14 protein-coding genes are annotated in these 13,759 nt (G+C 69.5%); 8 read left to right on the top strand and 6 right to left on the bottom strand.

The genetic code is table 11. The annotated features are described in order from the left end of the window. The 3 genes from G6030_RS02800 to dmpG all read left to right on the top strand — a co-directional run. Positions 1-1,302, top strand: a 1,302-nt coding sequence (locus G6030_RS02800) for an HNH endonuclease signature motif containing protein (protein WP_241724115.1), incomplete at its 5' end; no start/stop codon positions are given. Between the two features lie 83 nt (positions 1,303-1,385). Beyond that, a complete protein-coding gene (locus G6030_RS02795; protein ID WP_182642136.1) occupies positions 1,386-2,303 on the top strand; it encodes an acetaldehyde dehydrogenase (acetylating) in 918 nt (305 codons plus the stop codon). 5 nt (positions 2,304-2,308) lie between these two features. After that, a complete protein-coding gene (gene dmpG / locus G6030_RS02790) occupies positions 2,309-3,373 on the top strand; it encodes a 4-hydroxy-2-oxovalerate aldolase (protein WP_007627943.1) in 1,065 nt (354 codons plus the stop codon). Between the two features lie 116 nt (positions 3,374-3,489). Here dmpG and G6030_RS02785 read toward each other — a convergent pair whose 3' ends face one another. The 4 genes from G6030_RS02785 to G6030_RS02770 all read right to left on the bottom strand — a co-directional run bounded on the left by G6030_RS02785 (position 3,490) and on the right by G6030_RS02770 (position 6,834). Then, a complete protein-coding gene (locus tag G6030_RS02785; protein WP_182642135.1) occupies positions 3,490-4,011 on the bottom strand; it encodes a flavodoxin domain-containing protein in 522 nt (173 codons plus the stop codon). Between the two features lie 24 nt (positions 4,012-4,035). Then, on the bottom strand, positions 4,036-5,097 hold the full coding sequence (locus G6030_RS02780; RefSeq protein ID WP_182642134.1) for a ferredoxin--NADP reductase: 1,062 nt from the start codon (positions 5,095-5,097) through the stop codon (positions 4,036-4,038). Between the two features lie 118 nt (positions 5,098-5,215). Then, positions 5,216-5,611 carry a hypothetical protein gene (locus tag G6030_RS02775; protein ID WP_182642133.1) on the bottom strand — a complete coding sequence of 132 codons (396 nt, stop codon included), beginning with the start codon at positions 5,609-5,611 and terminating at the stop codon, positions 5,216-5,218. Then, entirely contained in the window at positions 5,611-6,834 is a 1,224-nt protein-coding gene (locus tag G6030_RS02770; protein WP_182642132.1) for a Rieske 2Fe-2S domain-containing protein, read from the bottom strand. Before G6030_RS02770 ends, G6030_RS02775 begins: the two co-directional genes overlap by 1 nt. A gap of 190 nt (positions 6,835-7,024) precedes the next feature. Here G6030_RS02770 and hsaA point away from each other — a divergent pair, with 190 nt between their 5' ends. From hsaA to G6030_RS02745, 5 genes are all read left to right on the top strand, one after another. Then, entirely contained in the window at positions 7,025-8,200 is a 1,176-nt protein-coding gene (gene hsaA, locus G6030_RS02765; RefSeq protein ID WP_182642131.1) for a 3-hydroxy-9,10-secoandrosta-1,3,5(10)-triene-9,17-dione monooxygenase oxygenase subunit, read from the top strand. Between the two features lie 33 nt (positions 8,201-8,233). Further along, complete coding sequence (gene hsaC, locus G6030_RS02760) at positions 8,234-9,136, top strand: iron-dependent extradiol dioxygenase HsaC (protein WP_007627930.1); 903 nt, start codon at positions 8,234-8,236, stop codon at positions 9,134-9,136. Between the two features lie 88 nt (positions 9,137-9,224). Further along, the gene (hsaB, locus tag G6030_RS02755) at positions 9,225-9,809 is read left to right on the top strand and encodes a 3-hydroxy-9,10-secoandrosta-1,3,5(10)-triene-9,17-dione monooxygenase reductase subunit (RefSeq protein WP_007627928.1); all 585 of its coding nucleotides are present in this window, start codon (positions 9,225-9,227) and stop codon (positions 9,807-9,809) included. Further along, positions 9,806-10,990 (top strand): hypothetical protein, encoded by a 1,185-nt coding sequence (locus G6030_RS02750; RefSeq protein ID WP_007627926.1) that lies wholly within the window; start codon positions 9,806-9,808, stop codon positions 10,988-10,990. Before hsaB ends, G6030_RS02750 begins: the two co-directional genes overlap by 4 nt. A gap of 13 nt (positions 10,991-11,003) precedes the next feature. Further along, positions 11,004-12,185 (top strand): sulfotransferase, encoded by a 1,182-nt coding sequence (locus tag G6030_RS02745; protein ID WP_007627925.1) that lies wholly within the window; start codon positions 11,004-11,006, stop codon positions 12,183-12,185. A 3-nt stretch (positions 12,186-12,188) separates the two neighbouring features. Here the strand turns inward: G6030_RS02745 and G6030_RS02740 are convergent, their stop codons facing one another. Continuing rightward, positions 12,189-13,010 (bottom strand): inositol monophosphatase family protein, encoded by an 822-nt coding sequence (locus G6030_RS02740; RefSeq protein WP_007627922.1) that lies wholly within the window; start codon positions 13,008-13,010, stop codon positions 12,189-12,191. A gap of 23 nt (positions 13,011-13,033) precedes the next feature. Further along, on the bottom strand, positions 13,034-13,759 hold a 726-nt coding region (locus G6030_RS02735; RefSeq protein WP_277817417.1), incomplete at its 5' end, for an acyl-CoA dehydrogenase family protein.

Raw genomic sequence — 13,759 nt, 5'->3', positions numbered from 1 at the left:
CGTGACCATCTCGCGGCGGCGTGCCAGCTCACGTGTTGGCACGCCGCGCGGCTGGTCACGGCCGGAGTGCAGATCCACTCCCGGCTGTCTCGGCTGAGGTCCTCGGTCGACCGGGGGCTGGTGCCCGAGCAGATGGCCATCGATATCGCCTGCAGGTTGGCCGGTGTGCCCGACTCGATCGTCTCCGACGTGGAGGACGAGTTGATGGCCGGTCTCACCGGAGACCTCGAGGGCGGGGACCGGCCGAGTCGCGACGCGGTGGACTCGCGGATCGACGAGCTCGTCGGCCGGTTCGACCCCGCCGGGGCGGAGGAGGCGGAGGCCGAGGCCCTCGCTTCCCGCAAGGTGCGGTTCCGGACCGGCCGCAACGGTATGACCGACCTCTTGGCCAAGCTGCCCCTGGCGGAGGCGGAGTTGTTGCGTGGGCGCATCGAGGCCGAGGCCCGCGCCGCGTCGGAGGACGGCGTTCCCGGGACGCTGGATCAGCTTCGTGCGGATGCCCTCGCTTCGCTGGCGGTGTACTCGAACAGCGGCGATTCGAGCTGCGCGGGCAGCGGTGACGCGGTCAGCGGTGAAGCCGGCAGTGACGCGGTCAGTGGTGAAGCAGGGGGCGAAGACGCGATCGAACTCGGCGATGTCCGAGCGGGCGCGGACCTGCCGCGGCCGTCGCTCGGTAACGCCGCGAACGCCGGACAGGCGATTCGGATCAGCGTGATCGCCGCGGCCGCGGAGGGGCTCCCCAACCGGGTCGAGTTCGTCCACGGTGCGTACAGCAGCTACAACTGGCTCTGCCAGCAGCTCCTGGAGGGCGATGACGCGAGCGTGCGGTTCGAGCTGATCGACCCAGCGCCCGGCGCCGTGGACTCGCCGGACCACGCCCTGCGATACCTGATCACCCCGGCCATGGCGGAACGGATCCGGCTCCGCGACGGCACCTGCCGCCACCCGGGATGTTCGGTGCCGGCGAAGGACTGCGACGTTGATCATGTGATTGCGTTCAACAAGCGAGATCCGGAACTCGGTGGCCCCACCCTCGAGTGGAACCTCGTCTGCCTCTGCCGTAAGCATCACCGCGAGAAGACCTTCGGGTCGAACGCCTACCGGCCCGGCCCGCTCGGCGAGCTGATCATCCTCACAGAGACCGGCCACCGGCACCGCACCAGACCACGGGGGCCGTTGGCCCGCGCCCGCGACGGTATCCGGGAACGGGAGTGGGAGGACTACGCCGATCGGCTGATCTCCGCGGACGGGTACATCACCAACCCGCCCGGGACGGAGCGGTCCCGCGGGCGACCCGCCTAGCGAACTCCGCCAGCCCATCTCATTGTGCCGTTGAGTGGCACAGCTGTTTGTGGCATGCGTTCCCCGCGCGCGACACTGCTCTCATGACAGAGAAGACCAAGCTCACAGCAGCGATCGTGGGGTCCGGCAACATCGGCACCGACCTCATGTACAAGCTCGAGCGCAGTGAGTACATCGAGCCCAAGTGGATGATCGGCATCGACGCCGAGTCCGAGGGTATGAAGCGCGCCGCCGAACACGGCCTCACCTGCATGGCCGGCGGCGCCGACGAACTGCTCGCCTCCATCGAGGCCGGCGGCGAGAAGCCCGACCTCCTCTTCGAGGCCACCAGCGCCTACGTCCACAAGGAGTACGCGCCCAAGTACGAGGCCGCCGGCATCGTCGCCATCGACCTGACGCCCGCCGCCGTCGGCCCCATGGTGATCCCGCCCGCCAACCTCCGCGAGCACCTCGACGCCCCCAACACCAACATGGTCACCTGCGGTGGCCAGGCCACCATCCCGATGGTCCACGCCGTCTCGTCGGTCGTCCCCGTCGACTACGCGGAGATCGTCGCCTCGGTCTCCAGCGAGTCCGCCGGCCCCGGCACCCGCGCGAACATCGACGAGTTCACGCAGACCACCAAGATGGCCATCGAGAAGGTCGGCGGCGCCAAGCAGGGCAAGGCCATCATCATCCTCAACCCGGCCGAGCCGCCCATGATCATGCGCGACACGATCTTCTGCTCGATCCCCGAGGACGCGGACCACGACCTCATCACCACCGCCATCCGCAAGCGCGAGAAGGAGATCCAGGAGTACGTGCCGGGCTACCGGCTGCTCCAGGAGCCGCAGTTCGACCCGCCCACCGAGATCACCGGCGGCATGGCCCGCGTGGCGATCTTCGCCGAGGTGGAGGGCGCGGGAGACTTCCTGCCGCCCTACGCCGGCAACCTCGACATCATGACCGCCGCCGCCGCGAAGGTGGGCGAAGAGATCGCCAAGAGCAAGCTCGGAGTGTGACAGACATGGACAAGACCAACCCGCTCAACGCACAGGCCCGTGCCTACAGCGACGAGCTCGACATCCGCATCACCGACTCCTCGCTCCGCGACGGCTCCCACCACAAGCGCCACCAGTTCTCGGTGGAGGACGTCCGCAACGTCGTCGCCGCCCTCGACGGCGCGGGCGTGCCGGTCATCGAGGTCACCCACGGCGACGGCCTCGGCGGCGCGTCGTTCAACTACGGGTTCGCCAAGTCCTACGACCAGGAGCTCATCAAGGCCGCGGCGGAGACCGCCACGCAGGCCAAGATCGCGTTCCTCACCCTCCCCGGCCTGGGCATCAAGGACGACATCCTCAAGGCGCGCGACAACGGCGGCTCGATCTGCCGCGTCGCCACCCACTGCACCGAGGCGGACGTCTCCATCCAGCACTTCGGCTACGCCCGCGAGCTGGGCCTCGAGACCGTGGGCTTCCTCATGATGAGCCACACCCAGCCGCCGGAGGTGCTCGCCAAGCAGGCGCGCATCATGGCCGACGCCGGCTGCCAGTGCGTCTACATCGTCGACTCGGCCGGCGCGCTGGTCATGGACCAGGTCTCCGACCGTGTCTCCGCGCTCGTCGCGGAGCTCGGCGACGACGCCCAGGTGGGCTTCCACGGCCACGAGAACCTCGACATCGGCGTGGGCAACTCGATCATGGCGATCCGCGCGGGTGCCCAGCAGATCGACGGCTCGACCCGCCGCTTCGGCGCGGGCGCGGGCAACACGCCCGTCGAGGCGCTGGTCGGCTGCTGCGACAAGCTCGACATCCGCACCGGCATCGACTTCTTCAAGATCGCCGACGCGGCCGAAGACGTCGTCCGCCCGCTCATGCCCAACGAGTGCATCGTCGACCGCCAGGCCATGATGCTCGGCTACGCGGGCTGCTACTCGTCGTTCCTCAAGCACGCCGAGGGCCACGCGCAGCGCTACAACGTGCCCGCGTCCGAGATCCTCATCCGTGCCGGTGAGCGTCTCCTCGTGGGTGGCCAGGAGGACCAGCTCATCGACATCGCGCTGGAGATCCAGAAGGAACTGGCGAACGCCTGATCCTCACCCCGCCCGCCGCAGCCGCGCACCTGATCCGAGAGGTGCGCGGCTGCGGTCGTCTCAGGCCTTCTCCACCACGCTCGACCGGCAGGGCATGGGGCCGGGGCCTCTGGCTGTCACGGGTCGACCCTCGTCCCGCCGAGTGCCCAGGTTACGACCGGCTCGAGGGTCGACTCGTCGACCAGTTGGAGGCGGCGGGAGTGCAGTAGCAGCTGCGCGGCGGGAGCCTCGGGCGTCCTGCGGAGTTCGCGGCGCAGGGCGGCCATGAGGACGCGGTCGGGCCAGGTGAGCCGCGCCGGGTCGAGGTCCCCGCGGAGCTGGAACGTGGTGACGGCGCGGCGGGTCGCGGCGACGAGCCTGGCGGCCAGGTCACCGCGCCCGGGGTCGTCAGCGGGGGAGAGTCCGACGACGACGAGGGCTGCGCGCCCGGGAGCGGAGCGGATAGCCCGGATGATCCGGCGCCGCCCGAGGATCCGTGTCGCGTAGAGAGGTGCGAGCACGATCAACGGGTCGGCGTCGTGGGCGGTTCTCAGCGTCGACAGTTTGACGGCGGGCGGGCTGAGCTGCTCCGCGAGGGCGACGGCGTAGCGGCGCGTGGAGCCGTACTTCGAGGTGAAGGCGACGACCGGGGAGTTCACGCTCCCCAGTCTGTCACCGTGGACTCACTCGGAGTAGGAGACCTCGACGCGGTCGGTCTTGGGCAGGAGCTGGCAACTCAGGACGTAACCCTCCTCGACCTCCTCCGGGTCGAGGATCCCGTTGTGGATCATCTCGACCTCGCCGGACTTGAGGATGCAGGCGCACGCGGAGCACTCGCCCTTGCGGCAGGAGAACGGCGCCTTGATGCCCTTGGAGAGCAGGACGTCGAGGAGAGGGGTCTGGCGCGGCCAGGAGACCTCGTGGACCTCGTCGTCGAGTTCGACGATCGCGGTGGCCGGGCCGGCCCCGTCCTCGCCGGGGGAGTCGTCGATGACGATCTCCGCGAACGGGTCGCCCTCGATGGAGGAGAACACCTCGGTGTGGATGAGGTGCATGTCGGCGCCGGAGCGGAGCAGGCCGTTCTTGACGGTCTCCATGAACGGCGCGGGGCCACAGATGTAGGAGTGGCGCTTGGCGGCGACCGGCTGGAGGAGGTTGCCGATCATCTCGGCGGTGGGGATGCCGGAGACGGACTCGAGCCAGTGGACGACCGTGAGGCGGTCGGGGTTGTTGCGCTGCAGGTCCTGTAGCTCGTCCTTGAAGATGACCGACTTCTCGTCGCGGTTCGCGTACACCATGACGATGTGGCCGGTGCCCTGCGCGAGCGCGGACTTGAGGATCGACATGACCGGGGTGACGCCCGACCCGGCGGCCAGGAGGATGAAGTCCTGGTCGAGGTTCTTGGGGGTGAAGATCCCGGACGGCGCGAGCACGTGCATGCTCATGCCGGCCTCGGCGTTGTCACACAGCCAGTTGGAGCCGTAGCCGTCGATCGTGCGCTTGACGGTCACCTTGAGCCGGGTGTCCTCGGTGGGGGAGCTCGACAGGGAGTAGCAGCGCGCGACGGAGCCGGTCTGCTCGCTCGGGATGCGCAGGGTGAGGAACTGCCCCGGGGTGTACCTGAAGTCCTCCTCGCAGCCGGCGGGGATGTCGAAGACGATCGACTTGGCGTCGGCGGTCTCCTCGATCACGTCCGCGATCGTGAGTTCGCGGACGAAGGAGCTGAGCTGTGGGGTGTCGGTCATGGATGCGGAGCCTATCGCTTTGATACGCGGGGACGGGTGGTCGCAGGGCACTATGGCAGACGGCGGCGACCCCCACCGAGTCTTTCTCGCTCAGTGGAAGTCGCCTGCCGTCGGGGTGTTACTCGGGTACGAACAGCGGGTTGACCATGTGTTCGTCGTCGGCCGGGTCCACGCCCTCGGAGATGGTCAGCAGACCCTCCGCGTAGGCGTAGCGGATGCTCGCCAGCATCCGGGGGCAGGTGTCCTCACCCTCCGGCCGCTCGCCACCCGCGCGCCAGTCGGTGAGCACGGGGCACTTGCGGTCGCTGCCCTCGGTCCACTGGATGGACGTGTGCTTCTCACTGTTCTTGCGAACCGAGACGCACGTCCCGCAGCTACGGCACTCGACGGGTTGGAAGCCCGCCCGTGTGTAGGTCTCGCGGTCGAGGTCGGTGTACGAGTGGAGCCGCGCGGCGCGTGCCGGGTCGGTGTCGTCCCAGGTGGGCGCGCCCCGCGAGTCGTTCTTCTTGAACATCAGTTCTGCGACCGGGTGGCGTTGGCCTCGCCGGCGACCTCTGCCATGCCGGTGTACTGGGTCTGCTCGTCGGAGATCTCGGCCTCACCGGCCTCCTGCTTGCGCATGTTCTCGGCGACCTCCTTCTCCCAGTACTGGTTGGCCGCGGTGGTGTCGACCTCGAACTCGAAGCGCTCGGTCATCTCCGGCGTCACCTTGTCGCGGTCCACGTAGAACTGCTCGTACCAGCGGCGGAGCTGGTAGACGGGGCCGTCCTCCTCGCAGAGGAGCGGGTTGGCGATCTGGGACTTGCGCTGCCAGATGCGGACGTCCTGGAGGAAGCCCTCGCCGAAGAAGGTCGCGATCTTGGCGGCCATCTTCTCGGAGGTGGCGTCGTCGAAGCCCTGCGGCTTTTTGACCGAGAGCCCGTACATGAGCACGAACGAGTTCTGGTCGATCGGGTAGTGGCAGTTGATGAGGATGGCCTCGGTCTCGAAGCCGCCGTACATCTGCTTGAGCGGGTTGATCATGTACGCCGGGCCGAAGTAGGAGGCCTCGGACTCGAGCAGCGTGTCGCCGTACTTGCCGCCGGACGGGTCGTGGTCGGGGCGGCCCTTGGTGTTGAGGTACTGGGTCGCCTTCTGGCCCTCGAAGACGTTCTTGAAGTACGTCGGGAAGGCGTAGTGGATGTAGTAGAAGTGCGCCATGTCGACCACGTTGTCGACGATCTCCATACAGTTGGAGCCCTCGATCACGAGGCGGTTCCACTGCCAGTCGGTCCACTCGCCGGTCTCGTACTCGGGGATCGCGGGGATGGCGTCCTCGGGCTGCGGCGGGTTGCCCTCGTGGTCGTGCCACACGAAGACCTGGCCGGACTGGACGTTGGTGATCCAGGAGCGGGTCTTGGCGCGCAGGGGCACGCGCTTGGCGTACGGGATGCCCTTGCACTTGCCGTCGCCGCCCCAGCGCCAGTCGTGGAACGGGCAGGCGATGTTGCCGTCCTTGATGGTGCCGTCGGACAGGTCCCCGCCCAGGTGGCGGCAGTAGGCGTCGAGGACGTTGATCTCGCCCTCGTCGTTCGCCCACACCACGAGCTTGGTGCCGAAGGCCTGGATGGAGTGGGGCTTACCGTCGGTGAACTCCTTGACGGTTCCGATGCAGTGCCATCCGCGCGCGTACCGATCCCGGACCTCGCCGGTGTCGATTTCGCGGACGGCTCCGGGGGCCGAACCGGGTGCGGTCATGATGATCCTCCTGAGGGGCGCGAGCCGTATGAGAACAGGTTATAGAATGAGGTGGCGGGCCACAACCAGGGAGCGTTCGTGCTGGCACGGGGTGCCAGGGTGTTCCGCCCGAGAGGGGCTGCCTGGTGCGAAACTGTAACGTGTTCTAGTCTAGACCGCATCACCCCCACGCACTGCCAGAGAGGTACACATGAGCGAGTACGCCTCCCACGAGGTCATCGACCGCATCAAGGCCCTGCTGCCCGGTTTCGCCGAGCGCGCCCAGGAGACCGAGGACCTGCGCAAGGTCCACCCGCAGAACATCGCGGAGCTCGACGAGGCCGGCTTCTTCAAGCTCTGCCAGCCGGCCCAGTGGGGCGGGTACGAGGCGGACATGGAGACCTTCTACACCGCCGCCATGACGATCGCGACCGCGTGCCCGTCCACCGGGTGGTGCGCGAGCATCCTCGGCATCCACAACTGGCACCTGGCGCTGTTCCCGCAGCAGGCGCAGGAGGACGTCTGGGGCGAGGACCCGACCGTGCGGATCTCGTCGTCGTACGCCCCGATGGGCGCGGCCAAGAAGACCGCCGACGGGTTGGTCCTCAACGGCAAGTGGTCCTGGTCCTCCGGTTGCGACCACGCCGACTGGGTCTTCGTGGGCGGCCCCGTCCTCGACGAGAACGACAAGATGGTGGACTTCTGCACCTTCCTGGTCGAGAAGTCGCAGTACGAGATCATCGACGTGTGGCACGTCGCGGGCCTCAAGGGCACCGGCTCCAACGACATCCTCGTCAAGGACGCCGTGATCCCCGAGCACCGCGTCCTGTCCTTCGGACTCATGGCCGCCACCAAGGCGCCGGGGCTCGAGGTCAACACCAACCCCATCTACAAGATGCCGTGGGGCACCATCCACCCCACGACCATCTCGTCGCCCATCGTCGGCATGGCGTTCGGCTGCTACGACGTGCACCGCGAGCACCAGCGCGAGCGCGTGCGCGCCGCGTTCGGCACCAAAGCCAAGGACGACCCGTTCGCCAAGGTCCGCCTGGCGGAGGCCGCGGGCGATATCGACGCCGCGTGGCTGCAGCTCATGCGCAACGTGCGCGAGGAGCAGGACCTCATCAAGGCCGGCGACTTCCCGGGCATGGACATCCGCACGCGCGCCCGTCGCGACCAGGTCCGCGCCACCCAGCGGTCGATCGACGCCATCGGGCTGCTGTTCCAGAACTCCGGTGCCCGCGCGCTCGAGGCCACCTCGCCGATCCAGCGGTTCTGGCGCGACGCGAACGCGGGTAGGGTCCACGCCGCCAACGAGGCGACGAAGGCGTACATCATGTATGGACAGAACGAGTTCGGCGAGAAGGTCACCGACTCCATGGTCTGATCCGTCGTCGGCGGATCGAAAGGACTGGCAAATATGGCGATCAGCAATTTCGGGTACGTCCGGGTCTTCGCCACGGACATGGACGCCTGGCGGGAGTACGGCACCAAGGTGCTGGGCTTCGTGGTGGGCTCGGGTGAGGACCCCGACGCCCTCTACTTCCGCATGGACGACCATCCCCACCGGTGGATCATCGTCCCCGGCGAGGAGGACAAGCTCTCCGCGGTCGGCTGGGAATGCGCCAACGAGGGCGAGTTCGAGGACGTCAAGCGGCGCCTCGACGCGGCCGGGGTGCCGTGGGAGGACGCGCCGGCCGAGGTCAAGCGTGACCGCAAGGTGCGCGGGCTGATCACCTGCCAGGACCCGGCCGGGTTCACGCTGGAGATCTACCACACCATCGCCCTGCAGCACCGCCGCATCCCGACGCCGTACGGCCACGAGTTCGTGACCGGCGACCAGGGCGCGGGCCACATCGTGCTGTCCACGCCGGACGAGGCCGCCGCGCTCGAGTTCTACCGGGACGTGCTGGGCTTCTCCCTGCGCGACTCGATGAGCCTGCCGCCGGAGATCGTCGGCCGCCCGGCCGACGGCGAGCCGGCGTGGCTGCGGTTCCTCGGGTGCAACCCGCGCCACCACTCGCTCGCGTTCACGCCCTTCCCCAACCCGACCGGGATCATCCACCTCATGGTGGAGGTCGGCACGGCGGACGATGTCGGGCTGGCGCTCGACCGGGCCATGCGCAAGAAGGTCCGGCTGTCGGCCTCGCTCGGTCGGCACGTCAACGACAAGATGCTGAGCTTCTACATGAAGACGCCCGGCGGCTTCGACTGCGAGTACGGCTGCGAGGGCCAGCTGGTGGAGGACGACGAGAAGTGGGTCGCCCGTGAGTCCACGGCCGTGAGCCTGTGGGGTCACGACTTCTCCGTCGGCCGCAAGTAGTTCCCTAGGCTGGGCCCCGTACCCCCGCGGGGCCCGGCTGCCGCCGCGCCCGTCTCGACGATCTTGAGTCCAGGAAGGACCGACCCCCATGAGCAGCACCGACGAACGCCCGGAGGGGCAGTCCTTCAGCAGCCGCGAACTGCGCGACGCGCTGGGCCAGTTCTGCACGGGCATCACCGTCATCACCGCGGTCGAGGACGACAAGCCGGTGGGCTTCGCCTGCCAGTCGTTCTCGGCGTTGTCGCTCGAACCGCCGCTCGTGCTGTTCTGCCCGATGAAGACGTCGGGGTCGTGGAAGGGCATCGAGAAGGCGGGCCGGTTCGCGGTGAACATCCTCTCCGAGGAGCAGGAGGACGTCTCCTCGACGTTCGGCCGCCGCGGGGACGACAAGTTCGCTGAGATCGACTGGTCGCCCAGCCCGCTGGGCTCGCCGGTGATCAACGGTGTGATGGCGTGGCTGGACTGTGAGATCGACCAGGTCCTCGACGGCGGGGACCACTGGATCGTGCTCGGTCGGGTCGACAACCTCGGCCCGACCAAGCGGGACATCCGCCCGCTGCTGTTCTACCGCGGCGCCTACCTCAGCATCGAGGAGGACGTGGTGGATCCGACGCCCGAGCAGGAGGAGTTGGCCAACTTCATCACCTCCGCCGACAGCTACACCTGGCTGTGAGCGGGGTGACGGGGCCGCTGGCGAAGGCGCTGGCGGAGGCGGAGGAGATCATCCGGTCGGCGCCGCACGTGCGCACCGACGAGGACGTGGCCGAGGGGCTCGAGTACCTGCTCGGGACGATCCGCGGCGCGATCGAGACGGGTCAGCACCGCGGACGCACGCACCCGCAGCTGTTCGAGGCGACGGGCCCGTACACCAAGATGGGCCTGGACAACCCGGACACGTTGTACTTCTACGCCAATCTCGCCGACGGCGCGGAGTACGAGATCGAGGGCCGCCGCGGCACCACGGCGGACCTGTCGTTCCAGGTCATGGCGGGGACGTACTCGGCCGACGAGCGCGCCGCGTCGCACGCGGCGTTCGACGACCGTCGCCTCGAGATCGACGAGCGGGGTCGGTACTCGTTTCGGCTCGGACCGGCGAGATACGACGACGACGAGGGCGACCCCGGCTACGTGGTGCTGCACCCCGGTTCGTCGATGATCGCCGTCCGCGAGGTGTTCTCCGACTGGAGCCGGGAGGAGGCCGGGTCGGCGATCATCCGCAGACTCGACACGGTGGGCACCGCGCCGGAGCCCGTCTCGCTCGCGGGGCAGGAGAAGTTCTACGCCAAGCTCGCCGAGGCGCTCGTCGGGCGACTGCGGACGTGGCTGGCGTTCCCCGGGTGGTTCTTCGGCGAGCAGCCCCGCAACACGCTCAACGTGCCCCGGCAGACCCCGGGCGGGCTCACGACCCAGTTCTCGTCCGCCGGGATCTTCGAGCTCGGCCCCGACGAGGCGATCGTGATCTCGGTGCCCGTCGCCGGGGTGCCCTACCAGGGCTTCCAGCTGGGCAGCATGTGGTACGCCTCGCTCGAGTACGTCCACCACCAGACCAGCCTCACCGCCGACCAGGCGCACGTCACCTCCGACGGGCTCATCCACCTGGTGGTGTCCGAGCGCGATCCGGGCCTGGCCAACTGGGTCGGGACGCTCGGCCGCCGCGAGGGCATCATGCAGTTCCGGTGGCAGCGGACCGACGGGCTCATCGGCCCGGAGCTCGGTCCGACGGTGAAGGTCGTGCCGTTCGATCAGCTGCCCGACGAGGTCCCGTGCCACGAGGAGCTGCGCGTGACCGGGGAGCAGTGGCGTGAGCGGATCGCCGCGCGCCAGGACGCCTTCGCCCGGCGCGGATTGTCGTGAGAAGGGGACTGTCGTGAGCGATGAAGACCGGGTCCACGTCGGGACCGTCGACGATCTCCACGCCAGCGCCTCGCGCACCGTGGGGCTCGAGGACTTCGGCGACGGGGAGGACCGCCACCGCGAGGCCCTGGGCGTCCTGCTCGACTCCCTGCACATCGACGCGGGACTGACCCCCGCCGGGAGCAAGTACTGGCGCTCCGTGCTCAAGGGCGCGTTGACCGCGAGGCTCCTGTCGACGTCGGCCCTCGCGTCCGACCCCGCGCGGGCTGAGGTGGCGATCGAGCGGCCCGTCGTCGTCACCGGGTTGCCCCGGACCGGCACCACGGCGCTGCACCGGCTCCTGGGCGCCGACCCGGCCAACCAGGGGCTCGAACTGTGGTTGACCGAGGTCCCGCAGCCCCGGCCCCCGCGCGAGACGTGGGAGGACGACCCCGCCTACGTCGGCCTGCGCGACCTGTACTCCGGCTTCATGGCCGAGAACCCCGACTACGGCGGTGTGCACTACATCTCCGCCGACGACCTCGAGGAGTGCTGGCAGCTGCTGCGGCAGTCGCTGACCTCGGTGTCGTACGAGTGCCTGGCCCGGCTCGACGGCTACTCGCAGTGGCTCGCCGGCGTCGACTGGGTGCCCGCGTACCGCCGGCACAAGCGCAACCTGCAGCTCATCGGCGCGAACGATCCCGACCGGCGCTGGGTGCTCAAGAACCCCAGCCACCTGTTCGCGCTCGACGCGCTGCTCGAGGTGTACCCCGACGCGGTGGTGGTGCAGACGCACCGCGACCCGCGGAAGTCGATGGCGTCGATGTGCTCGCTCGCGCACCGCACGGCCGCCGACTGGTCCACGCGGTTCACCCCGGAGTACATCGGCTCCTCGCAGCTGGACCTGTGGGCGCGGGGGGTCGAGACGTTCGACGCCGCGCGCGCCCGTCACGAGGCGGACCCGGCGTCGGGGGCGACGTTCGTCGACGTCGACCACCACGAGCTGCTGGACGATCCCGCCGGCGTGGTCGCGCGCGTGTACGCCGCGGCGGGCACGGAGCTGTCGGACGAGGTCCGCGCGGCCGTGGTCGCGGAGAACGAGCGCAGCCTCTCCGGGGACCGGGCGCCCGCGCACCGCTACACGCTCGCCGACTACGGCCTCAGCGAGGAGCGGATCGCCGAGCGCTTCGCCGGCTACCGCGGCCTCAACGCCTGACGCTCAGAGGTACTCGGCGACCGCCTCGATGACGCGGTCCGCGACCTCTCGGGTGCAGACGAGCAGATCGGGGTACTCGATCTCCTCGACGTTGTAGATCAGCTCGCTGCCGTCCAGGGCGCTGGCGTGCAGGCCGCGCTGCTGCACCACGCCTACGGTCGCGGCGGAGTCCCACTGGTGGTGACCGCTGGTGTGGATGTACGCGTCGCACTCGCCCTCGAGCACGGTGGCGGTCTTGCCGCCGCCGGACCCGAGGTGCACCAGGGACGCGCCGAGTTTCGCGGCGAGGTCCTCGGCGAACGCGGGCGGCTCGGCCTCGGAGACGGCGATGCGCAGACGGTCGTCCTCGCGGGGCGGGACGAGTGGCCCGGGCCGAGGGCCGCGGATGATCGACATCGGCTGGTACGTGGTGGCGCCCCGTCCGGTGAGGACCCTGCCGTAGGCGGGCATGGCGATCGCGCAGGCGGTGATCCCGCCGACGCCCTCGGGACCGGACTCCCACAGCGCGACGTGCACGGCCCAGTCGGGACGCCCCTCGGTCACGTAGGAGCGCACCCCGTCGAGGGGGTCGACGAACCACACCCGGTCGGCCTCCAGCCGGGCACGGGAGTCGGGGTCCCACTCGCCGAACACGAGGTCGTCGGGCCGCGCCACCGCGAGGCGGTCGAGGATGACCGACCGGGCCTCGCCCTCGGCGAACTCGCCCAGATCCTCGGGCGCGACCCGGGAGACCCGGAGGTCGGTGAGCAGGCGTCCGGCCTGGGCCGCGAGGTCCTCGGCCGACCGCTGGTCATTGGTCCGTCCATGCGCGGGGAAGGGGGTCATACGGCCGATTCTAGAGGCCCCGCCTACAGGCCCGCCGCCACCTCGAGCGCGGAGAGGAGCTCGTGGGGCTGCCCGAGCAGCTGCGCCGTGCCGTGCGCCCGCTTGAAGTACAGGTGCGCGTCGTACTCCCACGTGATGCCGACGCCACCGTGGAGCTGGATCGACTCCCCGGAGATCCACTGCAGTGCCTCCGAGCAGTAGACCTTGGCGGCGGCTGCCTCGATCTCCGCGGCGTAGGCGGCCTCATCGGCCTCGGGCCCGTCCCCGAGGGACTGGGCCTCTGCCACCAGTGCGGCGGCGGAGTAGGACAGCGACCTGGCGGTCTCGACCTTGACGTACATGTCGGCCATCCGGTGCTTGAGCGCCTGGAACGAGCCGATGACCCGGCCGAACTGCTTGCGCTCCTGCGTGTACTGCACGGTCGCGTCCAGCACGGCGCGCGCGGCGCCGACCTGCTCGGCGGAGATCGCCGCCCACGCCGCCGCGCGCAGGCGCGACAGGAAGCTCGGCCGGGTGGCGATCGCGGTGGCGGTGGCGCCGTCGAACTCCACTCGGGACAGAGTGCGGGTGGGGTCCATGACGGGCACGCGGGTGACGGTGACCCCGTCGGCGTCGGCGGGGACCTCGAAGAGCCCGACGGTGTCGCCGGCGACGGCCACGACCAGCAGCGTCGCGGCGGTGTCGGCGCCGAGCACGTGGTGGGCGGTGCCGGACAGCGTCGCACTCGACGCGTCGGCGCCTCCGTCCGC

The sequence above is a fragment of the Dietzia sp. E1 genome, assembly GCF_014145015.1.
Taxonomy (GTDB): Bacteria; Actinomycetota; Actinomycetes; order Mycobacteriales; family Mycobacteriaceae; genus Dietzia; species Dietzia cinnamea_A.
Note: the sequence above shows the minus strand (reverse complement) of the source record. Positions and strands in the feature narration are given on the sequence as shown.

What these genes read in the sequence shown, in the direction of transcription:
- G6030_RS02795 (WP_182642136.1), top strand. Translation starts at nt 1,386, where the DNA reads ATGACAGAGAAGACCAAGCTCACAGCAGCGATCGTGGGGTCCGGCAAC.
- dmpG (WP_007627943.1), top strand. Translation starts at nt 2,309, where the DNA reads ATGGACAAGACCAACCCGCTCAACGCACAGGCCCGTGCCTACAGCGAC.
- G6030_RS02780 (WP_182642134.1), bottom strand. Translation starts at nt 5,097, where the DNA reads ATGACCGACACCCCACAGCTCAGCTCCTTCGTCCGCGAACTCACGATC.
- G6030_RS02775 (WP_182642133.1), bottom strand. Translation starts at nt 5,611, where the DNA reads ATGTTCAAGAAGAACGACTCGCGGGGCGCGCCCACCTGGGACGACACC.
- G6030_RS02770 (WP_182642132.1), bottom strand. Translation starts at nt 6,834, where the DNA reads ATGACCGCACCCGGTTCGGCCCCCGGAGCCGTCCGCGAAATCGACACC.
- hsaA (WP_182642131.1), top strand. Translation starts at nt 7,025, where the DNA reads ATGAGCGAGTACGCCTCCCACGAGGTCATCGACCGCATCAAGGCCCTG.
- hsaC (WP_007627930.1), top strand. Translation starts at nt 8,234, where the DNA reads ATGGCGATCAGCAATTTCGGGTACGTCCGGGTCTTCGCCACGGACATG.
- hsaB (WP_007627928.1), top strand. Translation starts at nt 9,225, where the DNA reads ATGAGCAGCACCGACGAACGCCCGGAGGGGCAGTCCTTCAGCAGCCGC.
- G6030_RS02740 (WP_007627922.1), bottom strand. Translation starts at nt 13,010, where the DNA reads ATGACCCCCTTCCCCGCGCATGGACGGACCAATGACCAGCGGTCGGCC.